This window comes from Gracilibacillus lacisalsi DSM 19029 (assembly GCF_000377765.1).
Lineage (GTDB): Bacteria > Bacillota > Bacilli > Bacillales > Amphibacillaceae > Gracilibacillus > Gracilibacillus lacisalsi.
The window spans coordinates 64,675-91,382 of the sequence record NZ_KB898675.1 but is presented as its reverse complement, the minus strand read 5'-3'; the positions used below and the strand labels follow the sequence as shown (position 1 = coordinate 91,382).

Sequence of the window (26,708 nt, the reverse complement as noted above, 5' to 3'; positions counted from 1 at the left end):
TAAAGAAAAAGGCATTACCACAAGCATGTCCCGAAAAGGAAACTGCTTTGATAATGCCGTAATCGAATCCTTCCACTCCTCGCTAAAGTCGGAAGAATTCAACACTCAAAATAGAGTGCACCTTACAAACTCTATTGTACTAGAAAAAGTGCAATCTTACATGTATTATTACAACTATATACGACCGTTTACAAAACTAAACTGCCACAGTCCTGTTGAATTCAGGACTATGGCAGCATAGGTGTTTTTTCTTGTCCCGTTTTACTGGGTCAGTTCAAACTAAGATAAGAGGATTTTTTACGCTAATATATAAGCCCTAAGAAGTCTTCTTTTGTAATTTTCCCTAAGTAGTGGGAAACATCTAAGTCACTTAACACTTCGTCAATTGCCTGACGCTCATAGCGAACACCTTGTAGTTGATCTTCTAATTCTTTGACATCGCCGACACCGAAGAAGTCCCCATAGATCGTACATTGTTCAATGATACCTTTATGAACATCAAGGCGAACGTCTACTAATCCACCATCAAACTTATGAGAGTGTTGAATATTAAATTTCGGTGATTTGCCATAATTCCATTCCCACTTTTGGTAACGTTCTTTGGATAATTGATGGATGTTGTCCCAATCTTCATCTGTTAACACGTATTGTGGAACATCTTCCACGTTTTCAACGTCAAAAACGTGTTTAAGAATATGTGCCTTCAAATCATCCATCGATAATTTCTCATCCATAAATTCAGTAATGTTAGCAACACGGCTACGGATTGATTTAATCCCTTTTGACTTAATTTTTTCAGTTTTTACATTAAGAGAACGTACAACATTTTCGATTTCTGAATCATACATTAATGTCCCATGACTGAACATACGTCCTTTTGTCGTAAACTGGGCATTCCCCGAAATTTTGCGTCCTTCGGCAACTAAATCATTACGTCCCTTTAATTCTGCTGGAACGCCTAATTTATTCAATGCTTCTACTACTGGTTCCGTGAATTTAGCGAAATTATGGAAACTGTCACCATCATCTTTTGTAATAAAACTAAAGTTCAAGTTCCCTTCATCATGGTATACAGCGCCACCTCCAGATAAACGGCGAACAACTTTAATACCATGTTCATCTACATAATCGGTATTAATTTCTTCTACTGTATTCTGATTTTTACCAATGATGATCGATGGTCCATTTATATAAAATAATAAATATGTATCTTCCTCACCAAAGTTTTTGAGTACATACTCCTCGATGGCTAGATTAATATATGGATCAGTAATTCCTTTATTATCGATAAATTTCATCTGTTATTTCACTCCTATTGTAAGCTGATTCTCTCTACAAGTATAAAAGAATTACAGAGAGAAAACAATTTTAAAGAAATTGTACTAATACAAATAGTTGATTTTTTACACTTGTTATAATACAATAATAACACGACACGCTTTTGGGAGGTCCGTTATGCAGAGCATCGTTGAGTTCTTTCGCAACATTCCCAGAAAAAAGTGTAGTAAGTGCGGAAATGATATTGTAGAACAAGCAGATTGTTATCATAACATCTGTGACAACTGCAGTCATCCCGCCATCTAACCTGTTACGTCTTTTACAACCATATCTTTCGTTTCTTTCATCCTTCTTATCCTGCTGAACAAGGATGATGAACATTCCCATCCAATTAATCAAGATATATGTAAAAGACAGACACCTGCAGCTATTAATGTAGCTGCTTTTTTTTGTATCTAAAAAGCTTGTACAATTACACAGTTGATACATATTCCTCGGAACAGGGCGGCGCTTCCCGGGATATTTCCTTCCCTTCCCTGGATATAATCGTTTATCCTCGGAAGAGAACACTTTTTCCTCGGAACAGCACGGGCGCTTCCAGGGATATTTCCTTCTCTTCCCTGGATATAGTCGATTATCCTCGGAAGAGAACACTTTTTCCTCGGAACAGCACGACGCTTCCCGGGATATTTCCTTCCCTTCCCTGGATATAGCTAAAAAGCAGAGCACTTAAAGTCACTCTGCTAAATAACCTATTATTTTCTCAACGGCTGCTTCTCCTTGGTCGATACAGTCCGGGATTCCAATGCCTCGGTATGGGCTACCTGCTACGAATACACCGGGAAGCTCTGAGGCTAAACCATTCTCCAAATTTTCTACTACTTGCTTATGACCAATGCTATATTGCGGCATCGCATCTTTCCAGCGAGATACAACAGAAAATAAAGGATCACCGTCAATCTTCATAATTTTATTTAAATCATGTAAAACAATTTCTTCTAATGCTTCATCAGAAAGATCCACTACTTCCTCATCACCTGGACGTCCAACATAGCATCTTAGTAACGCTTTTCCTGCTGGTGCAGCTGTATCCGGCCATTTTTTGTGTGTCCATGTACAAGCAGTAATACGATAATTGCTATTACGTGACACTACAAATCCAGTACCATCAATATCTTCCTTAATGGCAGATTGATCAAACGCTAAGGCCACATTGGCAACTGAAGTAGCTTTCATATTATGCAGATCTGCTACAGAATCATAGGGCTTGAGCATCTGTTTCATCACAGGATAAGGTGTAGTAATTAAAATAACATCAGATGATAACGTAGAACCACCTTTTAACTCTAACTCGTAGCCATCTTCAGATTTGTTAATCTTATTAACGGCTCGCCCTTTTTGCACAATGCCTTCCGACAGTGACGCTTCAATCGCTTCTACTAATGTTTCCAGTCCACCTTCCAAGCTGTAAAACATACTTTTCTTCTTACCACTTGGTTGTTTCGGTACTGGTGTTGTTTTTTGCAGTCCGCGAATGAGACTACGGTGCTCTTGTTCCAAGTGATAAAAATTCGGAAATGTTGCCATCAGACTTAAATCATCTAAATCACCAGCATAAATACCTGATAATAAGGGTTCAATTAAATTCTCAACCACTTCATCTCCTAATCGTCGTCTGAAGAACTTTCCTAGTGACTGATCGTCTTGTGCTTCACCTTTAGGTAAGACAAAATCCATACCTGCTCGTAATTTGCCTGTTACGCTGAATAAACTTGACGTTAAAAATGGGCGGACTTGGGTTGGTATGCCCATAAAAGAGCCTTGAGGCATACTATGGAGCTGATCACCCACTAAAATATAAGATTTACCTGTTCCATTCTTAACTAACTTGTCACCAACGCCAACATTTCGAGCTAAGCGTTCAGCTGATTGTTTACGAATTAAAAAGGAATCGGGGCCACGTTCGATCGTAAAGCCATCCCGTCTTTCCGTATTAATTTTTCCGCCTAATCGATTACTCGCTTCTAAAAGTTGAAGCTGATAATCCAAATTCTGTTCTTTAATCTTCTGGTCTAAATAGTAAGCGGCAGTAAGCCCCGCTATACCGCCGCCTATCACCGTTATTTTCTTCATGACTCGTCATCACGCAGGAATTTGTCCACTACAATTCCTGCTAGAGTATTGATAAACGTCGGGTTTACATTGGGCATTGGTGGCCGGTAATAAGCTGCGCCGATTTCCTCACAAACGACTTTACATTCATAATCATTGTCATACAATACTTCTAAGTGATCAGCAACAAAGCCAACCGGAGCATAGATGAACGATTGATAGCCTTTCTGTTCAAAAAGGTCGCGCGTTAAATCCTGTACATCTGGACCTAACCAAGGATCTGGTGTGTTTCCTTCACTTTGCCAACCGATTTCGACGTTTGGTATGCCTGTTTTTTCTTGAATTAATGTAGCTGTACGTTCTAATTGTTTCGGGTATGGATCACCATTTTGTAAAATCTTCTCTGGTAAACTGTGCGCAGAAACAATCAATACTGCTTTCTCTTTATCGTCAATTTTCTCATATTCTTTCGTGATAGCATCTGCCCAATAGTTAATAAAGCCTTCAGCATCATACCAGCTTTCTACTGATTTAATCGCAATACCATGTTTATCTGCTTCTTCTTTCGCCCTGCCATTGTATGATTTAACACTGAAGGTAGAATAGTGTGGAGCAAGTACAATGGATAGTGCTTCGTCAATTCCGTCTTCAGCCATTTGCTGTACTGCATCTTCAATAAAAGGTTCGATATGCTTTAATCCTAAATAATAAACAAATTCTACATCGTCTTGGATTTCATTCGCACGTGCTTGCAAGCTCTGGACTTGTTCTTCTGTAATTTTTGCCAACGGAGAAATACCACCAATTGCTTGATAACGCTCTGTTAAGTCATCTAACATTTCCTTGGTTGGTTTACGTCCGTGACGAATGTGTGTGTAGTATCGTTCAATATCTGCTTCTTTGTATGGCGTACCATATGCCATTACGAGTAATCCTACTTTTTTCTTTGCCATGATGTGACATCCTTTCTTATCTTTTCGAGTATTCATGTATAAGAGTCGTTAATTTCTTTAATCGCTCTGGGCTGATTTCAGGTGTTACACCGTGTCCTAGGTTAAAAATATGACTAGGGTGTGCTTTTCCTTCATCAATGATTTGTTTTGCTTTTTCCTCCACTACTTCCCAATCCGCTACCAAAAACGCTGGATCAAGATTTCCTTGGAGTGCTTTGGTGATATCTAATTCACGTGCTTCTTTGATTGACATCCGCCAATCAAGACCAATGACATCAACAGGTAGGTCATTCCATTCTTGTATTAAGTGGCTGGCACCTACACCAAAAATAATCAATGGTACATTCGTTTCACGTAACTCACTAAAAATACGGTTCATGACAGGTTTAATATACGTACGATAATCTGTTACATTTAATGCACCGACCCAGGAATCGAATATTTGAATAGCTTGCGCACCTGCATTAACCTGCGCTTTTACGTAAGCAATCGTCATATCTGCTAATTTATCCATCAAGGCAAACCATGCTTTCGAATCGCTGTACATGAGTGCTTTTGTTTTATGATAATTTTTCGATGGACCGCCTTCAATCATATAGCTCGCTAACGTGAAAGGAGCACCACTAAAACCAATTAATGGGACATTTAACTGCTCTTTCGTTAATAAGCGGATTGTATCTAATACATAAGGAACATCACTCTCTGGATCGATCGTTCCCAACTTTTCAATATCACGTAATGATACAATCGGATTATCAATCACAGGCCCTATCCCTGATTTAATATCGACATCTACGCCAATTGCAGGTAATGGCGACATAATATCTTTGTATAAAACCGCAGCGTCCACATTATACATTTCAACTGGTAACCTTGTCACATAGGCACAAAGTTCTGGTTGGTGAGTAATTTCAAATAAAGAATATTTCTTTTTTAATTCTCGGTATTCTTTTTGAGATCTGCCGGCTTGCCGCATATACCAGACAGGTGTATAGTCTGTTTCTTCCCCTCTAAATGCTTTTAATATCGTATCATTAAATTTCGTCATTTATTTCACCCTTTTTTCCCATTCTATTCTACTATAGAAGGTTTGATCGATCCTGTATAGTATTTTTTAAAAACGTTCACTAAATTGTAATTATTATAACTAAAAAGTAATTGTAATTAGTTTTCGATTAAAAGTCAAACTCTAAAGACGTGATATTGGATGGTTTACCTGTTTGTTTGGTTAATGGATTATAAGGTACAACGTAGTATTCACCCGTCCGGAAAACATTGATGCGGTCAATTGTATAGCTACCTTTACCTTCCGCTTCGCCAATGAGGTGATCTTCATCCTCACCACGTTCATAGATTCGATAGATGACACGGCTGTCTTCTGCTGCTGTCCAGTTTAATTCACCACGCAATATCGAAAAACCACCAAACTGAATCGATGCTGTTAAATCATCAATCACCGGGAGTTGTATCGGTTCTGGTAAATCTTCAACATCATCGGGTTGTTCAAATTTTTCTGCTAATGGCATCCTTTTGTCAATTTCAGTTAAAATTGATTTTGTTAATCTTGTCGTCGCTTCAGAACCTGTAGTTAAATAATTTTCTGCTGTTGCTTGATCATAGCCAATCCATGTTGCGGTCACATATTCAGGAGTAATACCAGCAAACCATGCATCCTTTACTGCTCCATCTTGTTCTGGATGTTGGGTTGATCCTGTTTTGCCTGCCAAAGCTTTTCTGTATTCACCAGCTGTACCAGTACCTTCTTTCGTTACTCCCTCTAGCATTCTCAGCATATTCCAGGCAGTTTGCGAATTAAACACATTTTCTTTTTCTTGCTCTGCAGGTTGTAGTTTTTCCTGATCTTTGTTATAAACAGCTCGAACACTTCTTGCTTCTAGCCATTCCCCGCCACTAATAAAGGTGCGGTAGCTCTCTGCCACTTCAATCGGTGTGATTCCTGTTTCTAAACCACCTAAAGCAATGGCCAATCCTTGATCATTAATATCGATATTCATTTTTTCCAACATGGACTTACTATAATCGACACCAATTTGATCCAACAACCACACTGCAGGAGCATTCTTTGATTCAACTACCGCTTGAAACATACTAACTTCTCCATCAAATTGCCCGTCAACATTGTTAACACGATATCTATCATCATATTCGATGTCCTGGTCTGGAATCATATCATATGGTTGATAATTGCCTAATTGCATTGCTGGTCCATAAACGGCCAAAGGTTTCATGACCGAACCTGGTTGTTTTTTCGTTAAAAGATGATTAGTATCATTTAATTGAAAATCGCGTCCAGCAATTAATGCTTTCAATTGACCTGTTTTTTGTTCCATTAAAACAAAGCTACCATTAACGGCATCATTTGATCCGTGATAATAATCACTATCTTGCATTTGATCATATGCAATTTGCTGTATGTCAGGATCCATATGCACTTCCACGGTGTAACCACCACGTTTTAATGCTTCACGACTTAATCCATATGTAGCTTCTACTTCTTCTAGCACGTAAGCAAAATAATCGTCTAACCATGGATCTCTTTGCCTTTCTTGATCCTTGACTTTAATTTCCGTTGCTTGTAACGCTAGCAATTGTTCGGTCGAGATATTACCTTCGTTTGCCATTTGTTGTAATACCAGATCTCTTCTGTCTTTTGCTTCTTCTAAATCATGATGTGGGGAATACGTATTGGGCGCTTTCACCATTGCTGCGAGTAACGCCCCTTCTTCGATTGATAAATTCGCTACATCTTTTCCAAAATAATAATCAGCTGCTGTACCTACCCCATGTACACCATGCGCCAAATATATTTGATTTAAATAAAGTTCTAATATTTGTGATTTAGTATAATTGCGTTCCAGATAAACCGATGCCATCACTTCTTTTGTTTTTCTCATCCATGTTTTATCATTGACTAAAAACAGGTTTTTAGCCAATTGCTGTGTAATAGTACTGCCGCCTTCCACTTTGCTCATCGCAACGATATCACGGTAAACGGCACGTGTAACAGCGGGCAAAGAAATACCAGCATGTTCATAAAAACGCTGATCTTCCATCGCAATAAACGCTTCTTCTACATGGTCCGGGATTTGTTCCAATGTGACATAATCTCTATTTTCTGAGTATAATTTACCTAACACGGTACCATCTTTCGCAACCACTTTGGAAGCAGTCGGCAAAATGACCGCTTTCTCGTCAAACACAAAGCGGCCTCCGAATATTATAAAAAGATAACCTAATACTGCTAATAAAAACATAGAGCTGACGATAATCGAGAGCCACTTATATCTTTTTATCCAGGACCATACAGACTGGAAAAGCTGTTTTATTTTTTCTTTATCCAAACTGTTACACCACCTTTCTCTTAAATTTCGACAATAGCTTCATTTTATCACAAAACTTGTTTGTGCGACGAATGTTATAATGGCAAAAAAAGTACAAAACTAAAATGAATATATTCATTTAAAGGAGGAAGTATTATGAATGGTTACATGACTAACGGCACCTATCCATATTTAGAGAAATTAAAGAGTAAGCATCATATTTATCCTTTTATTATCATGCATAACGATGTCAAAGCCGTCGCCTACTATGAAGATACAAATCCATCTATTTTTGAAACAAGCAGAGATTACCTTGTGTTAGCACAGGTTGGACAATTATCAGAAATTGGTTTTATCAGCCTGTCACTCATCCCTGTTACAGAGGAAGGAAGTCCGATCTTCGAAATGGATAAAAAGCAGAAAGTGAATGAATTAAGTGGGGTAGTTGCTGCAAGGTTATTGCGACCGTTTAGAGGAAATTCCTATATCTTACTAGTGGAATGGGATGATCCGAAAGATTACCATGCATGGAAAAAGACAAACCCACTTCCAAATAAAAAAGAAGATTCCTATATAGCCGGATCAGTCTATACCGAAACCTTCCAAGTTGGGGAAGACGAAGAAGAATAGTCAGTTTTATTTTATTGGACACTTTCGTTCGTTTATTGGACGCTTTTCTAGCTTTATTGGACACTTTTCCAACTTTATTGGACACTTTTAAAAAAGCAGAAGCTGATAACTTTTATGAGTCATCAGCTTCTGCTAGTACTTCTTGCTCGAAGAAATCTTCAAAATTAGCTTGTGGTTGTTCACCCACTATTCTTGCAGATTCTTCTCCACCTTCATAATGTACCATCGTAGGTGTGCTTTCAATATTAAATTCTGACCATGCACTTTCAAATTCTTTTAAATTCAATTTCACTAAATCCACGCCATATTCCTCTGCGATTGGTACCAATTCAGGTGTGGTTCGTTGGCAATGGATGCAAGTAGGACTGTAGAAGTAAACTGTAACATCTTCACCATTACTTAACTTATCCGCTAATTCATCAGGTAATATTTGATTTTGATACATCGGATCGTCCAACTGATCAATTGTGGCTTGATGTAAGTCTGTTTTATTATAAGGGTTGTCTACCCCATCAAGCTGTTTTGAATTTTGATATTGTACGACAAATATTAATGCTCCAAAAATAACGACGAGCACTAATACAAATATGACCATTTTCTTCACTTTAAACGCTCCTTTGTTGAACAATTAAATAAATGTGAATAACAAAGATGACAAGAAAGGCGATCAATGCTTGAAAAGGTATTGATGCAAAGCCAAAATAATTCACATATGTTGTGGTACATGGAATGATACCACATCCATCGCCAGCCTCTTGTAATCCAGGCACTTTTTGTATCAAATAATGATAGCTGGAAACCAAAATGCCGATTCCACTTAGAATTAGCCCTGGAAAAGCGTAACGAATATCTTTTTTATAAACTGCGTATCCATAAATGACGACAAGTGGATACATTAAAATTCGTTGATACCAGCACAATTCGCAAGGTATGAATTTCATAATTTCGGAGTAAAACAAACTCCCCATCGTTGCCATTAGACTCGCGGCCCAACTAATAAATAACAAGATTTCCTTTCGCTTGTCCATTTCGTTCACATTCTCCTCTCACACTAATTATACATACTAGCGATTGAAAAACAAATGAATGAATTGTGAAAAAAAGAAGCAACTTTTTAAAAGCTGCTTCACCCTACATATTGATAATATACTTTTTTAGCTTCTTGTACATTTTTTGTGCCGTGAATGAGTGTGCGTCCATCGCGGAAGACGACCACACGATACTTATCAATCTCAAATGATAACAAATATGGATTGCTAAACAATTTAATGTGTTGATTGCGTTCCAAATGTTTTTTCATTTCATCAAAGTGAATGATTTTTTCTGCACTCGTTCTAATTTGGACCGTATTCCGACCACACAGTACGGCTGTTTTCAACTGCGCTTGATAAGCTAAATGTGGATACTGTTTTTTTGAGCAAGATGGACATGTTTCATCCTTTAAACTAGCTACTTTCAATTCCATTTGTTGATTTTTCCACAGATCAAAGGCAATTAATTTTCCAGAAAGTGCATCGAGATTTTCAGTCAGTATTTTCAGTACCTCTGTTACCTGATGAGAGACAACCATCTGTACTGCTGGACTAATAATGCCAACTGTATCACATGTTGCACCATCACTTGGTATATGATCCATCAAGCATTGTAAACAAGGGGTTTCCTCTGGTAAGACGGTGAATGTTACCCCATAACTTGCCACACACGCTCCATAGATCCATGGTTTATGATGCTTTTGACAAATATCGTTAATGATTAATCTCGTATCAAAATTGTCTGTGGCATCGATTACTAGGTTCGCTTGTGGAACAATTACTTCCAGTTCATCAACTCCAGCATCGATCACCTCTGCATGAATGTTGGTCAAATGATTAATCTCTTGCAATCGTTTCTTTGCAGCAATTACTTTAGGTGTTTGCATGCGGACATCTTCTTCAGAAAAAAGCTGCTGCCGCTGCAAATTGGTTTCTTCCACATAATCACGATCGATCAAGGTTAACGTGCCAACCCCTGCTCGTGCTAACATTTCCGCACTGCTTGAACCCAGTGCACCAACACCAACAATGACAACATGGCTTTCCTGTAATCTTTTTTGCCCTGTTTCACCAATAGGATCGAAGAGCATTTGACGATGATAGCGATTATTCACCAACACTTATCCCTTCCTTAGGACTGCTTGCCACAGCATATTCCTTCTTCGCAATCCGACCTGCTTCAAACCCTAGTCTGCCAGCTTCCACTGCTAACTTCATCGCTTCAGCCATCTTGACAGGATCATTGGCACCAGAAACAGCTGTATTGAGAAGAACACCATCTGCGCCTAATTCCATTGCATAGGCAGCATCTTTTGGCGAACCAATCCCTGCATCGACAATTACAGGTACACTAGCTTGCTCGATAATAAATTGCAAGTTTAATGGATTAATAATCCCTTGCCCAGATCCAATTGGTGATGCACCTGGCATAATGGCATGTGCGCCTAGCTCCTCTAACTTTCTGGCGAGTACAACATCATCAGACGTGTATGGCAGTACAGTGAAACCTTCCGCAAGTAAAGTCTCGGTCGCTTTTAACGTTTCTACCGGATCTGGCAGTAATGTTTTGTCACAACCGATTACTTCTACTTTCACCATATCACATAACCCCGATGCATCTGCTAATTTAGCGATTCTGACCGCTTCTTCCGCATTTTTAGCACCAGCAGTATTAGGCAGAAAACGATATTTCTTTAAATCTATTTTTTCGAGAAAATTCGGTTGGTCCGGATCAAAAATATTCATCCGACGCACCGAAAAAGTCAGTACCTCTGTTTCTGATACATCTACTGCCTGTTTCTGGATATCATAGTTTGGATATTTTCCTGTTCCTAAAAATAATCGTGATTGAAAGGTATCATTACCTACTTGTAGCATTATTTTTCATCCTCCTCCAACAAAATGGACAATTTCCAATCGGTCACCTTCTGAAATTGCCGTTTCTTTATGTTTTTCCTTTTTTAAGATGGTTTGATTATGCTCCACAATTAATGATTTCTTCTCCAAACGTAATTCTTGGATTAACTCTTCAATATTAGTGATCCCTTCACTAACTTCTAATGGATCACCATTTACGATAATCTCCAAAATCAACCCTCCTTTTGTGAGCCTTCACTTTAAACAGATAGAAGGCTTTCTCTTCTCAAGGAAAATGTATCTAAATAGATTGGATCGACTGATTTTCCTTCGATCATATCTGCCATAAATAAAGCAGTTCTAGGCGCCAGTAATATACCATTACGATAATGTCCTGTTGCAACATATAAACCTGATACATCTGGTACTTCGCCTAAATAAGGAAAACCGTCTTTCGTTAAGGGGCGTATACCGGCCCAAACCTTCTCTATCGTTGCCTGGTTTAAAGCAGGGAGTATCTGTTTGGCGCGTGATAACAAATGCAGGACACTTGCTACTTTCACCTCTTTATCCGTTTGATTCGGCTTCGATGTTGCGCCAATAATGATCCGGTTACCTCTTTTCGGAACAAGGTAACAGCCTTCTGTAAAGATCGTTGATTGAATCAGAGGCTTTTTTGTCACAACAGACAGACATTCTCCTTTTACAGGTGTGAGTTCTTGCATGTACCGGGAAAAATGTGAGCTCTTAAATCCACAAGTGATAATGATCCTGTCAGCAGTATACGTTTTTTCTTTTGTCTTCACACCTGTCGCTTTTCCGTTTTCGATGACGATATCTTCTACCTTCGTCTGTTCCATTATGACCGCACCATGATGTTCAGCAGCCTTCGCAAAGCCTTTCGTTACGTGAGGAGCAGATACTTGCCCTTCTCTTGGACAATAAAGAGCTGCATAAAAATCGGTTGTCATTTCTTTTTCCGGGATACTCCCTGGTGAGATCACCTTTGCCTCTGCTCCTTGTTCTGTTTGAAAGCTAGCAATTCGTTTTAACGTATCCAGCTCATCTTGATGATAGACAAGCTTTAAGGCGCCTTTTTCGATTAATTGAATATCCATACCACTTTCTTGCATCAGTTCTTCCGCTAAATCAGGGTATAATTTCCTGCTTTCTTTAGCAAATTGAAATAACGGTGAATCCTGCTCAAACTCCATCTGCACACCAAGCATACCAGCTGCTGCACTGGATGCCTCTGCAGCAATTTTATTTTCTTCTAACAGCAAAACCTTGTAACCTCGTTTACTTAACTGGTAGGCAATTGAAGCTCCCATTACTCCACCGCCAACAATGATCTGATCATATAATTTATTCAAACTGTTCCTCCTTCCTCGCGTCGAACACTTGACGATAACACTTTATTGCTTCGGTAGGATCTTCGGCATCCCATACTCCTGACATAATCGCAACACCACTAGCCCCCACCTCTTGTACTTGGTTCATATTTTGTTCAGTAATCCCGCCAATTGCGATGACAGGAATAGAAACGTTTTTGGTGACATCAGCTAATACGGTAATGCCTCTTGGCTCAAGATCAGGTTTAGAGTTGCTTGAAAAAATATGCCCATAGATTAGAAAATCTGCACCATTATGTTCTGCCGTAATGGCTTCCTCCAAGGAATGGACGGACTTACCGATACGAAGTGCCGGAAACGAGCGCTTCACATCTGCAACCGGAATACTATGATAGGCAAGCTGTACGCCACAGCATTTTTTTATCGATGCTACATCTACACGATCATTAATAATGATCCGTTCAGCCGGAACACCCGCTTCTATCAAAAAATCAATCATTTCCAAGATTTCTTTCGCCGTTTTGGTCTTTTCTCGCAGATGAATATAATTTATCTGCGCAATCTGTTCCGATACTAGCTGCATATGTTGTTCTGTCAATCTGCCATTTGAAATAAGGTGTATTCCATGCATTGTTCATACTCCTTTTTTCTAGAGGAAGTGAAAATAGAAAAACCACCCATCCAGCATGGACGAGTGGTATGTATCAAAAGCTACAATTTGGTTGCTTTTCTACCACTTCCCTCCGCTGGTGTTAACCAGATCAGGTTCAAAGGGTCCGAAGATTCGTCTCAGCCAAATGGCTCCCCTAGTGTTCTTACGTATTATTTTTTCTTATATGAAAAGGATAACATAGTATGACATAATCGCCAATAAAAAATTTTCCATTATTATGTTTAACCATTTTCACTTAAGGGTAGATATATAATGGAGATGATCAATAGAAAGGATGTTGAAAGAAATGGCACAAAGAGATGAAAAATTACAAGCTTTAATTGATGGATTAAATGAGGATTTAGCAAATGAATATGCAGCAACGATCATGTATACGTATCATGCATCTGTTGTTTCAGGATTATATCGTTCTTTCTTAAAACCTTTTTTTGAAGATGAAATAAATGATGAGATCGGACATGCTTTATACTTATCTGACAAAATTAAAACATTAGGCGGTACACCAACTACAACACCAGCAAAAGTTGAACAATTAACAGACGTTAAAGCCATGTTAGAGGCTACTCTTAAAGCTGAAACAGAAACGATTGAGCGCTATGAAGAAAGAAAACAACAGGCAGACGAGCTTGGTTTAACCGAACTTGTTGTGAAATTAGAAGATATTATTGCAGATGAAACAAGCCATAAAGAAGAAACAGAACGACTTTTGTCAGACAAGAGCTTTCAATAACTTGTTAACCCCTTTTTTTCATATATAGAAAAAACAACTTCCACCAGGAGGTTGTTTTTTTGTCTCTTTTCTTGATTCTCATAAAAAGGAAATACTAGTAATCTATGATATAATAGAAAGAAAAGCTTCTGTGAGGTGAGGATATGAGGGACACTTTATTTGAGGAAATTGATGGTTTGTACGATGAAATGGTGGAAATGCGCAGGTTTTTACATCAATATCCTGAGCTTTCCTTTCAAGAATATAAAACAGCTGCATTTATTCAGGAGCAATATAAAATATTAGATATTCCATATCAAGCAAATGTCGGAGGAAATGGTGTTGTAGCCACTTTAAAAGGGGCTAAACCTGGTAAAACCGTGGCATTACGTGCGGACTTCGATGCACTACCTATTCAAGATGAAAAAGATTTGCCTTATAAATCCAAAAACGACGGTGTGATGCATGCCTGTGGACACGACGGACACACAACGACATTACTTGCTGTAGCCAAAGTACTCAAGAAATATCAAGAAGAACTGGCGGGTACCGTTGTGTTTATCCATCAGCACGCAGAAGAGCTTGCCCCTGGTGGTGCTAAACCAATGATTGAAGCAGGAGTATTGGAGAATGTTGATGTCGTTTACGGTACACACCTTTGGACCAATACCCCATATGGAATCGTTCAGACATCACGAGGAAACTTTATGGCTGCAGCAGATCACTTCACCATTGAAATAAAAGGAAAAGGTGGCCATGGAGCAATACCACACCAAACGAAAGATCCGATTGTAGTCGGTTCACAACTTGTAACGAATCTACAGCAAATTGTCTCAAGACGGATTGATCCATTAGAGACAGCCGTCCTATCGATCGGGCAATTTCATGCAGGTGATGCGTACAATGTTATTCCTGATGTAGCGATGATTGATGGAACGGTACGCACCTTTAATCCGGACGTACAACATTTTATAAAAGAGAAAATCGAAAAAGTGATAAAAGGCACATGTATTGGCTATGATGTATCCTATGAGTTTGATTATGCCTACGGATACAGACCCGTTGTCAACCATGCCGAGCATGCTGAAAAAGTATTAACTGCTGCCGAACAGGTGAAAGAAGTAGAGAAGGCTGAAATGATTGTACCTAGTATGACAGGTGAAGACTTTGCCTACTATTTAGAAGAAAAACCTGGTGCCTATTTCTTTACAGGAGCCCAAATCGAAAATGGCTTCGTGCCACACCATCACCCTCTATTTGATTTTGATGAGCGAGCAATGAAAATAGCAGCCAAAACATTAATAGCTGCTACGTTGAATGTGAATGAATAAGTTAATAAAGAAGTTTTCAAGTTACATTAAAACGTGAGCATCATTTTATTTTTGATGCTCACGTTTTTGGTTTAGTTGCTATTCCATGGAAAAGTATCCTTCCTCCGTGGATAATGGCAAATATCCCAGGAAGAACATAGGTTATCCAAGGAACAGAGCTTAATATCCATGGAAGAGCACGCGTTGTCCAAGGAGCAGAACTTAATATCCAAGGAAGGGTGGTATCGATCCTTATTTACTTAGTGAATCCGTTCGGCTGTGTATCCTTCTTCCTCCAAAATCGAACGAATATGAGGCTCTTGTAATAAATGAAGACTACCTACCATCACAAAATATGTATCTGCTTCATCCTCTTCTAGAAAGCGAACGATTTGCTCTGCCATATTCTGATTTCTGTCATCATTGATTGCTTTCATAAATGCTTCGTTTTCTTCTTGCATTTCCGAAGAACCGCCCTCTTCTTCAGACAATACTTCAAGCAATTCTTCTTCATCACCTTGCTCATACGTTTCAAACAGTTCCTCCATTTGCTGTTGATACTCGATCACAGTTACTAAAGAAGATGCCAACATTGCCTCTTGATATTCTGCAGATGTATCTGCAAAGATTTCCAGTTGCTCTTCTGCGGTTTCTAAATCAAATATATCTTTGCTATCATCCGCTGCTTTATTCAGAAAATATTGATCAACCCCTTGGGTATAGCCTAACTGTTGTGTCATGAGCTGCTGAATCGTATTTGCTAATATCCATGGTTTGTAAAATTCAACCGCTTCTATCGGGATACCAAATTGACTTAGCGTCTCTTCCATTTCTAAATAGACATCATCTGAAATATGATCTTTGACTGTCGAACCATCTTGATAAGTCCCTAACGACATATTTATTTGTTGCATTTCCGATTGCTCAACATTCGTTATATCAACCTCAGGAACAACTACATCTGCTTTTAAATACGCCTTTTCTATTTCTTCATGTAAAGGATAAAAATCTGCTACACCAGCATGAATCGTTCCTTGTAAATATACTTCCGTATTTTCATCTTCCACTTTCCACAAGAATCCACCTGGGCCATCTGCCCTGCCAACCGTTTGGATAACCTCAATACCTTCATCCGCGAGCTCATCTAATTGATCTTGACCTGCCTCCAAAGGATTACCTACTACATTTACGGACTCTAAATGTTCTAACTCTTGTAATACCGAAAAATCTTCCACTTGATTATCTTGCAACGAAATGGATTCTAAGGAAGAAAACTGCTGCAAACCTTCCAAATTGGAAATGTCGGCGTCCGTTAATTTTAATTCCGTCACATTCTCTACCTCCTCGTCTGAGAATGATTCACCTAACTCTGACTCAATCGCTGCTTCTAAGTTGGCATCTTCAAAGTTTATCGTGTCTTGACTACAACTGATCAGAGCCAACGGAATAAATAGTAAGAATGTTAACTTTATAATGTGTTGCAAATGAAATGACTCCTTTCTCTTCTAAACAAAATTATTCAACTTTATCCTCTTTTCAAGGGATAAAATAGACGATCCATATAATTGAAAAATAAAAAAGCATTGGATGTTCCACTATGCTTGGATTAATTTGTAAATATATATAATGAATCACAATTATCACTAGAAATATCCAATCATCGTCTTATAACCGCCAAACTTATCTATCACTCTCTTTCTCAACCGAATGTTATTTTTTATCGTAAACTCTAAAAACAACGCAAAGATAAAAGATATGCATATGTAAATAAAAGTAAGCATATATTTGTCACACCTTATATAATACTAGCTTATTCAATTAATGAAAGTGAAACTACTAAACATTGCTATACTACTAATCAAAATAGCTGATGAGATAAATAGTTGTCTTTTATCACTCTTTTCATCCGTTGTTATCTCTAATACTAGAGTAACAAGTCCAAAAATTCCAGCAGTTATAAACAAGATTTGTAAGAACAAAGATGCCATAACCCTTTTACCTCCAAGTATTCCCAAATAGAATGTGGTTCACATGTAATTGTAATTTATTTTTATTCGTTTCTCATTAAACAGATTATGCAATAATATATATTAATAAGCAGATAATACTTAAGCTCCATGCTCCTCCGCACCTCAGATAAGCATGTCTCTTCTCCTCATTATCTATACTATTCATCATGATAAAGCTTGCTGTCGTGAAACATAGTATTAAAGCTGTTAATTGATTAACCATATTTCCAACGACTATCAAGTGAATAATGCAAGTAACAGCAGAAATAATAAAGATGATTATAGAAATAACCTGAAACTTTCGAAACATATTTTCACCTATTTTCACAATATTCATATCATTGATACATCCCCATCATTTACCATCATAATTATAATATCATTAATTTTACTCTTTTAAGTTGATTTTTTCTAACAAGAAGTATAAGATTTTTTTCGAACCTGAAACAATATGTGCCTCTGTTGTCATTCCGACTTTTACTTGCGCTGGTTCTCCTTTATAACTATACAATCTTCCGTTTTCAATCACGGCTTCAGCTGCATAAAAACTAGTTCCTGTTTCAGGATCATTTAACGCATCTGCGCTAATTTTTGTAATTTCGCCTTCTATATGGCCATACTCTTGATAAGGTAAAGAGTGAATACTTAAATCTACTTTGTCACCAACTTTCGTCTCCGCAATATCTTCATTTAATATCGTTAGTTGTACTTTAAAGGTTGATTCTTTAGAGTTAGGGACAATAGTTAAAACTTCTGTTCCAGCCTGTAAGAAGTCACCTTCTCTAACATGTGTCTTTGTATTGACCACCCCATCAATAGGAGCTTTCACCACACCAATTTTCATTTGTTCTTCTAGAGTAGTTAAATCTTTGCTTAACTGATTGATTTGTTGTTCCACAGTTTCTATATCATTGTCTACTTGTATTAAGGTTTCAGATGTAAAGTTATCAATTGTTGATTGGTAATTTTCTTCTTGATTTTGTTGTATCTTATTTTGTGTATCTAACGAATCTAACGAAATATTTATATCTTGTAGTTGTTCCTCTTTTTGTTGCAATTCAAGATCAATTTCAGATAATTGTTGGTTGATATACTGCTCTAATTCGTATTCTGCTTCTTTATATGCATTCTTTGCATTATTTACTTGTTCGGACGTAATCAACTCATTTTGTTCCTGGTTAGTACTCTCTCTTATTCCATTACTATCTACATCGTCAAGTTCTTGACCATCAGTATTTGAAGGATTTTTCCTTTTTTCATCTAATGACTTATATTCTTCTTTCAACTCTTCCATGTTATCTTTTCTATGAGTAATAGTTGAAATGATATTTTCCAACCGATTGTAATATGGCGTTTCATCTTTACTAAATATATTTTCTTCCTTTTTTATTGCATCCTGCATTCTCTCTAATTGCTCTATTTTTTCTATAATGGTTTCCTTTTGTTCAGTTAATTGCTCTTTTTGCATATTTTGTTCCTCTAATTGTTGATTAATTTCAATTGACTTTCCATCAAATTCTCCCTTCATTAAAGACAAATTCGTTTTATAGGAAATGTAGCGTTCATACACTTGATTATTTTCCGTATGCTTCTCATTAAACAAATCTTCTCCATTATCTATACTTTCTTTCAATGTATGTAAGTCTTCTAATTTATTTTCGTATTGATCACGTTCTTCTTCTAATTGCTTTTTCTTTAAATCTTGATCACTTTGGTCTAATTCAAATAATTTATCTCCTTCTTCCACTACTTGTCCTTCACCAAAATAGATCTCTTTCACTTCGCCAGCAAGCTGGTTTTGAACCGTACTAATCGTTTCACTAGACCGTATCACTCCGTTTGCCTTAACGACTTCATCCATTTCACCAAAATAAGTCCAAGTAATCGCTGAGACCAATATGATAATAAGTAAATATATAAACAAAGGAATGACAGGATTAGGTTTTGCTTCTAACAATTCACGACTATCTGTCATCTCCTCCAACGTACGATATTCATCTTTCATCTCTCTCACCATCCTCTATTTGAACCGGTGGAAGCTGATCTTTCCACAGATGATAATATTTTCCGCCATTCTGCATTAGTTCTTGATGCGAGCCACTTTCAATAACTTCACCTTTGTCCATGACGATAATCGTGTCGCATTTCATAATTGTACTTAAGCGATGTGCAATGATGATCGTCGTAATATCACCACTTATTTCTTGAATAGTTTCTGATATTGCTTTTTCTGTGCTCGAATCAAGATTACTTGTAGCTTCATCCATAATAAGCATATCTGGATTTTTTAATATAGCTCTTGCAATTGCTAGTCGTTGTCTCTGTCCTCCTGATAAGTTAGAAGCATCTTCATCTAATGTTGTCTCATATCTTAACGGTAATTGATTAATAAAATCGTGCGCTCTAGCATATTTACAAGCCATTACAATATCTTCAAACTCAATGTTATCAGCAACACCTAACGTTAAATTCTCTCTAATTGTTCCGCTAAAGAAGAAAGTATCTTGAGGGATATAAGCTATTTTTTCACGCAATACCTCTCGATTAATATCTTGTATATTATAATTTTTGAGTAATATTTCTCCTTTTTCCAAAGGGTAAAAATTCATTAACAATTTAGCTAATGTTGTTTTTCCCGAACCACTTTCTCCTACTAGTGCTACTTTTTCCCCTTGTTTAATTGATAGATTGATATTTTGTAAGACCCATTCCCTAGTACCATAGCGAAAATCAAGATTATTAATTTCTACTTCACCTTTAAGTGTTTCGGGATTAATTTTACGATCTTCCTCTGGATCATTTTCAGGCTCTAAGTCTAAAATATCTCCTAAACGATCGGCCGCAACAACTGCTGTCAACATTGTAGGTTGAAGATTAATTAAATTTTTGATTGGGTCTAAGAAATAGGCTAACAAAGCATTATAGGTAATTAACTGACCAATAGATAAATTACCTTCGATAACTTGATAAGCACCTACCCAAAGAATCACAACACCACTAATTAATTCTACGAATGTTTTAGCAGAACTCTGGACATTATTCATTGTCCCACGCTTAAAAACCGTTTTAACAAACTTAATAAAACGGGTTTCTGTTTCAAGATTTGTTTTACGTTCGGCATTATAGGCTTTGACGGTTTCGATGCCATTAATTGATTCAACAAGGTAAGATGTTAGCTGTGCATTCTCCTCCATCTCATGTCGATTAATACGATCATAAGGCTTTTGATACAACCAAACGATCAATCCATAAATCGGCACTATGACTAGAGTTATTGCAAACAGAAAACCACTTTGGGCATACAAAATCACTCCACCAACGACAACCATTAATACATCAATCATGACCGTTAATGTAGCACTGGAAATAGCTTCTCTCACTTTTGAAGCATCACTAAAACGTGATACAATTTCACCCACTTTTCTTGTACCAAAAAATTGCATAGGCAAGGAGAGAACATGATGGTAATAGCCTAACATCAGACTAATATCCAATTTTTGCCCTAGATAGAGAAGTAATTGTGAACGAAACATGTTCAAGATAACTTGAAAGACATAAAGAATAATAACGCCTATTGAAATAATATGTAACGTTTTATTTAAGCTGTACGGTAATATGTCATCAATCAGAAATTGAAAATAAAAAGCTCCTAATATTCCAAATATCGTATATAGCAGGGATGCAAGAAAAATATGGCTAATTAATTTTTTCTGCGGTTTTAATAGCCCAAAAAAACGTTGAAATAACCCTTTCGTCTCATCGCCTTTCTCAAATTGAGGTGTCGGAACCATCAAAACTAGCACACCTGTCCAGATTTTAAAAAATTCTTCTAGACTATACTTAACTAAGCCTTTTGCTGGATCTGCAACAAGTACCTCGTCTTTTTTTATCCGATGAATGACCACATAATGAAGCAGGGACCCATCAATAACAACATGTGCTATTGCAGGTAAGGGAAATTCCTCAAAAAGAGCATCTTGATTACCCTTTACTCCTTTTGCAGTGAAGCCTAGCTTTTCTGCAGCTTTGATTAATCCATACACATTTGTTCCTTGTTTGTCTGTGCCCGCAACTTCACGGATTTTTGATATTGGTATTTTTAAGCCGTATTGTTTGGAGATTGTGGCAAGACATGCTGCACCACAATCTGTAATGTCATATTGTTTTATATAATAAAACTTCTTGAATGGTTTTAAAGAAACATTTTTAAATGATGATGTCATTTTACATTTTGTCACTCCTTTCATATCTTCGAAACCAAAATTAATTACGAGTTATATTTCTATCTATCTGTTTCTATTTAGAACCTCATTCAATTATTCTAATACAGATATAATCCTGAACAAACCGACATTTTTGTGCGATGACCCGAAGTATCATAACGTTTAAATTTAGCTTTAAAATAGATATATTAATTATTAGTTGGCCAACAATAAAATTAAAGGAGTAGATTGAATGACTACAAACTTTCAAGAAATTTCATCTTTCGAAAGTAAAAAAATTGAAGGCGGTAGAAGTTATGCTGATTATCTAGCTATGGGCGCAATAAGTGGAGCTGCAGCAGGGGCAGCAGCCGGTATGCCTGCTCTCGGGTTAGGGGCGATTCCAGGAGCTATCGCGGGTGCTCATGCAGGTGCAATCGGTGGCACATTAGGATATCTGGCAGAAAATGTAATAAAAAGCTCATGAAGATAAATATTTATTAATTATCTAAAAGAAAGGAGTTTGTTAATGATTTCCATTAGTGAACATTCATTTGAATCGCTTACCGAGCAAGAACTGTTAGCTCTTGATGGTGGTGTAGGCTGGAAAGAATGGGTTGGAGAAGCTGTTGGCTATGGAATAGCAGGAGGAACAGTAGGAGCCCTAGGTGGTCCAGCTGGTGCAGCAAGCGGTGCAATTACTGGAGTTGGATACTCTCTATATGAGAACGCAAAAGAAACTTGGTAATTTACTACAATATAGTATTAACAACTGTAATCCTTATCAATTTATCTTATCCCATATCATTTATAGAATGGTATGGGGTAAATTAGCTATATTATTAGAACAATCAAATACCGAATATTAAAGAATTCATATTTAGTAGGAGGAACTACCTCTAAAAACTTAATATTTTTGAGTAATCATTACCCTATTGATCCACATATCAGAAACATACATACTAATGTTTAATTTCTAATGAAAATATGACCATCATCTATTTTATCGGTTCTAAGTCAAATGTTGGGGTGAGCTAAACGCTCACTCCTAATTATTCGACCCGAACTTTGATATTTTTATATTGATGGTGCAATAACACTTTTAATCTAAATCGATCAAATCGTTTAAAGCCAAATGCGTTACGCTTAATGACTTTGGTTTAGTTATTCAGGCCTTTTATAAAGCCATTATGTAAGTTATATCCAAAACTATTCATAATCTGTTTCTGCCAATTTTGAAAAGTTTCGATTGCTCCTTCATATTCCTGCAATCAAGAGCTTTTTACGAGATCATAAAATGGATAAACTCTTTCTTTTGTTTCTTTTAAACCGTTAGGGGCAAACATATCGACGTTTTCGATAAAATAAAGTGGTGTGTCTACCAAAGATAATGATGATGTTGAACTTTTTGTAGTCGATAATCATGCACTTTTTCTGTTACTTGACTACAACTCGGAGAATGGTGAGGGACACGTTCCAACTCTACATGAAGTTGATAATATCCATCTTTCTCGAATGATTTTGTAACCATAACCCCTTCTAATCCTGGTAAAGAAATGTTAGAATTCAATTACACGCATCTCCTTTTGGGATTTGTTTATTCGTCTAAACAAAGTTTAACAAAATTAGGAGATTGCGTGTTTTCTATTTGCCTGAATTTTTTTACCCAACATATATTTTAGAGCCATTTTATCCGATCTATCAAAAAAAAAAAATAGTGCAACGCTTTATATTTTATCTTACAAAGTTCTGCACTATTTTTTTGCATAAACAACACATATTAAAAGACTACAACTAATAAATGTTTACTTTAATAGCTTTCACACTATAAATTATTATCTTTCATCAAGTGAAGAATATCTCGTTTGAATTTTTCTTGCTTTTCCTCGTCATTTATCACCTCATCAACATCGGTATTTGCGATAAACGAACGATAAGCATCATGTTGTATAAACAAAGGTGTATACGTACTGGTAAACTCTCTAAACCAGTTATGTTTACTTAATTTCCTAATGTTTTTGGTATATTTCCGTCCCTTTTTTGTAGCCATTGTGCCTAACATTATTCCAAGTACAAGAATAAATGAAAATACAATAGCTTCCTTTAGTAAGTCCATACATAACTCCTCCTTATGTAAATAAGCACCTATTTTTGAATTTTATGAATAAGAAATTCAATATTACACTCTCTTTAATCTAATTTGGAGCATAACTATTATATAATAATAACTTACAATAATAAAACCAACTCCGACAATGTCAAACAAATTCCCGACATATCTTGTCGGTTTCTCCATAGAAATATCTAAGTTTATTAAAGCTTAAGTAAATTATATTATATAACCTCCGGAATTAATTCTAATTCTTTCCCTCTCAAAATCGCCTCTGCTCTCGATTTAACACCCATTTCACTGAATATTTTCGTCAGATATCTCTCAACATTCCTACGACTCATGTACAATTTTTCAGCAATCTCTTCATTAGTCATTCCTTTCGATACTAGCACCAGAATGTCTTCCTCCATTTGATCTAATGTTATAGTTTGTCCACTATCTAATAACACTTCATTTTTTGGTTTTCTTAATTGCGTAAGAAGTTCTGCTGGAATTACTACTAAATTATCGATTGCACACCAGACACAACGAATTAATTGCTGTTTGGAATAGGTTTTACTAATAAAACCAGTAACTCCTGCATCAACTAAATAATTAAAATAGGTTGCTATATTATGAGCAGTGAATATTAAAATACTAGCACCTGGATCTTTTTGTAATATTTCATTTGTCAGTTCTATTCCATTCTTATCAGGCATATTTAAATCTAATAAATAAATGTCATAACGGTTTTCTTCAGCCAATCTAACCGCTTCATCACTTTTCAGAGCTAATTTCACATGAAATTGAGGTTCTGATGTTAGCATTTCTTTTGTTCCTTCTCCAACTACTTGATGATCATCTACAATTAAAATATTTATCATTCTATCACCTTCACTTCATTCTTTGTACAAGGGAAGGAAATGGTTATTTCTACTCCCGTATTTACTTCAGTATTGATATCAATGTTTCCAGATAGACTGTAAACTCGCTCTTTTATTCCACGGATACCCATTTGATTAGTTAGTCTATTTTGATCAAAACCTACACCATCATCTATATAATATAAAATCATTCTATTAACATGGTTAATTGACAAATGAAGGGTAATAATTGATGCATTAGAATGTTTGATCGCATTATTTAATAACTCTTGAATAATTCTAAAATTCGCTATTTTTAAATCTGCTGATAAATTTCCAAAAGCCTTATCACTAATTCTATCTTGCAAATGGATATTAGTACGTAATCGAAATTTTTGAAATAGTTCTTCAAGTGCTTCTTTTAATCCAGTTTCCTCTGCCAATGCAGGATAGAGCTCTTGACATGTCTCACGAATTTCTTCAATGATATCAAGTATTTCCTCGTCTATATTCTTAATTTCTTGATTTAATGATTTATTAGAATTCTGTAATTCCCCAGTTTTTCGTTTTAAACTAATTAAATCTTGTAAGAAACTATCATGGATATCACTAGCAAGACGCCTTCTTTCTTGCTCGGATATAGAAAATAACAATTTAGAAACCCATCTCGAATTGGATCGCATCCGATTTAACTCATCAACAGTTTGTTCAATTTTTCTAGCATTTTCTATTGAAATACTTGTATAATAGGCGATCGTCCGAAGCCATTCTCTTTGATCAACAGACAAATTTGTGATAGCATTTTCCTCCACTAATATGTAATAACATTTATCATTTTCTCCCATCACTATTGCAATTGATTGCTCATATGAGATAATATCTCCGATTTTCAATAGACTACGATTAATTTTTTCTATCCATGTACTATCTATACTTTCTTTAGTACAAATAAAAAATGTATCTTTAGATAGTTGGATTTCCTTTAGATGATCTAAACGAAGCACTTCCTCTATTTCTCTTGATGCAAGTTTTAAAATAATTTCTGTACTCGTTTCTTTTTTTATCAGATTACTAAATCGGTATAGACTAGCTTGATAATCATATTGATTTATCACTAAGCTTGTTCGCAAATGACGATCAAGAATATTTTTTACATATAAAAGCAGAATAATACTAAATTGAGTCAATAGATGGAATTTTACTAAATCAACAATTGTATGATTATCTGCTTGTAAATAATAAATTAAATCAAAGAGCAAACTAAATAATAAAGATATAAACAAGTAATAGGGTACCGTTTGAATCGTAAGTTTCATTTGATATAGATTACCTGTAACCAGTAGATATAAATAAGTAATTGGTACCACAAATATAAATAATGTAGTTAGTTCAGGTCTAATAATAAATGTATCAAATACCAAAAGTGGAAGCACATATAAACTAATGAAAGGTGCGATAGCAAGAATAAAGCTATAAAAAAGCCAGTGAAAAACTTCCGATAACCTATCCTCTCTTAATAATCGAAACCCTTGGATTAATAAATATACTGCTACTCCTATTATTATAAGAAATGGTATTAATACAGTAGTAGGACTAATTTCTTTATTACTAACGGAACGATACATTACAATACCCACGTTCACAAATAAGGCAAAAAGGTATAAATAATATACATTTTTTTTAGAAAATAAAGCAATCTTCTTTTCATAAAAATATTGATAGATAAAGTGCAATAAGATAATAGGCGCAAATAATAAGGTTACATATAAAAAACTTTCTCCTGGTTCAATTAGTTTAGTTGATAGGCTTGCACTTAAATAGCAAATGCTAAGCAATAACATTAAATACATTAGATAGATTGTACTTTTATGTATCGATTTCTTTTTCAATAAAAGATAAATACAAATTAATGTAAAAATAAAATAAAGCAAAGGAAACAGAAAATAAAACAACCATTGCAATGAAAGAGTTGAAGAAAATTCCACATTATGAGTTATTGCTTCGTTATTATCAAGAACGGTAATTGTATCAGCATTTTCTATACGGCTATTAGCATGTACTGTCTGATAATTTGATGGATCCTGATCGTTAACAAGTAATATTTCCTGTCCTGTTTTCAAATCACTATGCCAGCCCCAACCTAATCTATCCATTCCACTTATAAAAAATTGATCCTTTGTCTTACTCAACTGAATGCCTATATATGGTGACATATTTAGTACAATTAAATAGGTTGCTATTAAAATAGCAACCGTCACTATGGTTAAAATATGTTTTTTACTTGCCATCATCTAAC

27 protein-coding genes, 1 pseudogene and 1 riboswitch are annotated in these 26,708 nt (G+C 36.2%); of the genes and pseudogenes, 7 read left to right on the top strand and 21 right to left on the bottom strand.

Annotation, left to right across the window (positions count from 1 at the left end; all coding sequences use genetic code 11):
* Nucleotides 1-241: integrase core domain-containing protein (locus tag D569_RS24110; protein WP_156822994.1), on the top strand; the 241-nt coding region annotated here is incomplete at its 5' end.
* A 61-nt stretch (nucleotides 242-302) separates the two neighbouring features.
* On the opposite strand, the gene lplA is transcribed toward D569_RS24110, so the two are convergent.
* Nucleotides 303-1,298: a lipoate--protein ligase gene (gene lplA / locus D569_RS0117430; RefSeq protein ID WP_018933718.1), complete on the bottom strand. Its 996-nt coding sequence runs from the start codon at nucleotides 1,296-1,298 to the stop codon at nucleotides 303-305.
* 157 nt (nucleotides 1,299-1,455) lie between these two features.
* Here lplA and yhfH point away from each other — a divergent pair, with 157 nt between their 5' ends.
* Entirely contained in the window at nucleotides 1,456-1,584 is a 129-nt protein-coding gene (gene yhfH, locus D569_RS25045) for a protein YhfH (protein ID WP_083939069.1), read from the top strand.
* A 429-nt stretch (nucleotides 1,585-2,013) separates the two neighbouring features.
* Here yhfH and hemY read toward each other — a convergent pair whose 3' ends face one another.
* The 4 genes from hemY to D569_RS0117405 all read right to left on the bottom strand — a co-directional run bounded on the left by hemY (nucleotide 2,014) and on the right by D569_RS0117405 (nucleotide 7,705).
* Nucleotides 2,014-3,411 carry a protoporphyrinogen oxidase gene (hemY, locus tag D569_RS0117420; RefSeq protein WP_018933716.1) on the bottom strand — a complete coding sequence of 466 codons (1,398 nt, stop codon included), beginning with the start codon at nucleotides 3,409-3,411 and terminating at the stop codon, nucleotides 2,014-2,016.
* Nucleotides 3,408-4,343 carry a ferrochelatase gene (gene hemH, locus D569_RS0117415; RefSeq protein WP_018933715.1) on the bottom strand — a complete coding sequence of 312 codons (936 nt, stop codon included), beginning with the start codon at nucleotides 4,341-4,343 and terminating at the stop codon, nucleotides 3,408-3,410. Before hemH ends, hemY begins: the two co-directional genes overlap by 4 nt.
* Nucleotides 4,344-4,359: 16 nt before the next feature.
* Nucleotides 4,360-5,391 carry a uroporphyrinogen decarboxylase gene (hemE, locus tag D569_RS0117410; protein ID WP_018933714.1) on the bottom strand — a complete coding sequence of 344 codons (1,032 nt, stop codon included), beginning with the start codon at nucleotides 5,389-5,391 and terminating at the stop codon, nucleotides 4,360-4,362.
* Between the two features lie 127 nt (nucleotides 5,392-5,518).
* A complete protein-coding gene (locus D569_RS0117405) occupies nucleotides 5,519-7,705 on the bottom strand; it encodes a transglycosylase domain-containing protein (protein ID WP_018933713.1) in 2,187 nt (728 codons plus the stop codon).
* A gap of 135 nt (nucleotides 7,706-7,840) precedes the next feature.
* Between D569_RS0117405 and D569_RS0117400 the strand changes: the two genes are divergently transcribed.
* Nucleotides 7,841-8,314 (top strand): hypothetical protein, encoded by a 474-nt coding sequence (locus tag D569_RS0117400; protein WP_018933712.1) that lies wholly within the window; start codon nucleotides 7,841-7,843, stop codon nucleotides 8,312-8,314.
* Between the two features lie 112 nt (nucleotides 8,315-8,426).
* Here D569_RS0117400 and D569_RS0117395 read toward each other — a convergent pair whose 3' ends face one another.
* From D569_RS0117395 to tenI, 7 genes are all read right to left on the bottom strand, one after another.
* Nucleotides 8,427-8,918: a thioredoxin family protein gene (locus D569_RS0117395; RefSeq protein WP_018933711.1), complete on the bottom strand. Its 492-nt coding sequence runs from the start codon at nucleotides 8,916-8,918 to the stop codon at nucleotides 8,427-8,429.
* A gap of 1 nt (nucleotide 8,919) precedes the next feature.
* Complete coding sequence (locus D569_RS0117390) at nucleotides 8,920-9,342, bottom strand: disulfide oxidoreductase (protein ID WP_018933710.1); 423 nt, start codon at nucleotides 9,340-9,342, stop codon at nucleotides 8,920-8,922.
* A gap of 98 nt (nucleotides 9,343-9,440) precedes the next feature.
* Nucleotides 9,441-10,460, bottom strand: coding sequence for a ThiF family adenylyltransferase (locus tag D569_RS0117385; protein WP_026287370.1), 1,020 nt, complete (start codon nucleotides 10,458-10,460; stop codon nucleotides 9,441-9,443).
* On the bottom strand, nucleotides 10,453-11,223 hold the full coding sequence (locus D569_RS0117380; protein ID WP_018933708.1) for a thiazole synthase: 771 nt from the start codon (nucleotides 11,221-11,223) through the stop codon (nucleotides 10,453-10,455). Before D569_RS0117380 ends, D569_RS0117385 begins: the two co-directional genes overlap by 8 nt.
* A gap of 6 nt (nucleotides 11,224-11,229) precedes the next feature.
* On the bottom strand, nucleotides 11,230-11,433 hold the full coding sequence (gene thiS, locus D569_RS0117375) for a sulfur carrier protein ThiS (protein WP_018933707.1): 204 nt from the start codon (nucleotides 11,431-11,433) through the stop codon (nucleotides 11,230-11,232).
* Between the two features lie 29 nt (nucleotides 11,434-11,462).
* A complete protein-coding gene (gene thiO / locus D569_RS0117370) occupies nucleotides 11,463-12,575 on the bottom strand; it encodes a glycine oxidase ThiO (protein WP_018933706.1) in 1,113 nt (370 codons plus the stop codon).
* Nucleotides 12,568-13,185, bottom strand: a complete 618-nt coding sequence (gene tenI / locus D569_RS0117365; protein ID WP_018933705.1) for a thiazole tautomerase TenI — start codon at nucleotides 13,183-13,185, stop codon at nucleotides 12,568-12,570. Before tenI ends, thiO begins: the two co-directional genes overlap by 8 nt.
* A gap of 90 nt (nucleotides 13,186-13,275) precedes the next feature.
* A riboswitch (TPP riboswitch) is annotated at nucleotides 13,276-13,372 on the bottom strand.
* Nucleotides 13,373-13,513: 141 nt separating this feature from the next.
* Between tenI and D569_RS0117355 the strand changes: the two genes are divergently transcribed.
* Together D569_RS0117355 and D569_RS0117350 are read left to right on the top strand one after the other, a co-directional pair.
* Nucleotides 13,514-13,957 carry a ferritin-like domain-containing protein gene (locus D569_RS0117355; RefSeq protein ID WP_018933703.1) on the top strand — a complete coding sequence of 148 codons (444 nt, stop codon included), beginning with the start codon at nucleotides 13,514-13,516 and terminating at the stop codon, nucleotides 13,955-13,957.
* 143 nt (nucleotides 13,958-14,100) lie between these two features.
* On the top strand, nucleotides 14,101-15,267 hold the full coding sequence (locus tag D569_RS0117350; protein ID WP_018933702.1) for a M20 metallopeptidase family protein: 1,167 nt from the start codon (nucleotides 14,101-14,103) through the stop codon (nucleotides 15,265-15,267).
* 239 nt (nucleotides 15,268-15,506) lie between these two features.
* Here D569_RS0117350 and D569_RS0117345 read toward each other — a convergent pair whose 3' ends face one another.
* From D569_RS0117345 to D569_RS0117325, 4 genes are all read right to left on the bottom strand, one after another.
* Nucleotides 15,507-16,730, bottom strand: a complete 1,224-nt coding sequence (locus tag D569_RS0117345) for a TraB/GumN family protein (RefSeq protein ID WP_018933701.1) — start codon at nucleotides 16,728-16,730, stop codon at nucleotides 15,507-15,509.
* 330 nt (nucleotides 16,731-17,060) lie between these two features.
* On the bottom strand, nucleotides 17,061-17,234 hold the full coding sequence (locus tag D569_RS24475) for a hypothetical protein (RefSeq protein ID WP_018933700.1): 174 nt from the start codon (nucleotides 17,232-17,234) through the stop codon (nucleotides 17,061-17,063).
* A gap of 409 nt (nucleotides 17,235-17,643) precedes the next feature.
* The gene (locus D569_RS0117330) at nucleotides 17,644-19,260 is read right to left on the bottom strand and encodes a beta-barrel domain-containing protein (protein ID WP_018933698.1); all 1,617 of its coding nucleotides are present in this window, start codon (nucleotides 19,258-19,260) and stop codon (nucleotides 17,644-17,646) included.
* On the bottom strand, nucleotides 19,250-21,478 hold the full coding sequence (locus tag D569_RS0117325; protein ID WP_018933697.1) for a peptidase domain-containing ABC transporter: 2,229 nt from the start codon (nucleotides 21,476-21,478) through the stop codon (nucleotides 19,250-19,252). Before D569_RS0117325 ends, D569_RS0117330 begins: the two co-directional genes overlap by 11 nt.
* 232 nt (nucleotides 21,479-21,710) lie before the next feature.
* On the opposite strand from D569_RS0117325, the gene D569_RS23115 reads away from it, so the two are divergent.
* Together D569_RS23115 and D569_RS23110 are read left to right on the top strand one after the other, a co-directional pair.
* Complete coding sequence (locus D569_RS23115) at nucleotides 21,711-21,944, top strand: Blp family class II bacteriocin (protein WP_018933696.1); 234 nt, start codon at nucleotides 21,711-21,713, stop codon at nucleotides 21,942-21,944.
* Nucleotides 21,945-21,986: 42 nt separating this feature from the next.
* Entirely contained in the window at nucleotides 21,987-22,205 is a 219-nt protein-coding gene (locus tag D569_RS23110; protein ID WP_018933695.1) for a Blp family class II bacteriocin, read from the top strand.
* A 304-nt stretch (nucleotides 22,206-22,509) separates the two neighbouring features.
* Here D569_RS23110 and D569_RS25170 read toward each other — a convergent pair.
* From D569_RS25170 to D569_RS0117295, 5 genes and pseudogenes are all read right to left on the bottom strand, one after another.
* A pseudogene (locus D569_RS25170) lies at nucleotides 22,510-22,716 on the bottom strand (transposase); the annotation flags it as partial.
* Between the two features lie 119 nt (nucleotides 22,717-22,835).
* A complete protein-coding gene (locus D569_RS0117310) occupies nucleotides 22,836-23,027 on the bottom strand; it encodes a hypothetical protein (RefSeq protein ID WP_018933694.1) in 192 nt (63 codons plus the stop codon).
* A gap of 255 nt (nucleotides 23,028-23,282) precedes the next feature.
* Nucleotides 23,283-23,573 carry a hypothetical protein gene (locus D569_RS0117305; RefSeq protein WP_018933693.1) on the bottom strand — a complete coding sequence of 97 codons (291 nt, stop codon included), beginning with the start codon at nucleotides 23,571-23,573 and terminating at the stop codon, nucleotides 23,283-23,285.
* Between the two features lie 218 nt (nucleotides 23,574-23,791).
* Nucleotides 23,792-24,433 (bottom strand): response regulator transcription factor, encoded by a 642-nt coding sequence (locus D569_RS0117300; RefSeq protein WP_018933692.1) that lies wholly within the window; start codon nucleotides 24,431-24,433, stop codon nucleotides 23,792-23,794.
* Nucleotides 24,430-26,703, bottom strand: a complete 2,274-nt coding sequence (locus D569_RS0117295; protein WP_083939068.1) for a sensor histidine kinase — start codon at nucleotides 26,701-26,703, stop codon at nucleotides 24,430-24,432. Before D569_RS0117295 ends, D569_RS0117300 begins: the two co-directional genes overlap by 4 nt.
* Nucleotides 26,704-26,708: the final 5 nt, after the last annotated feature.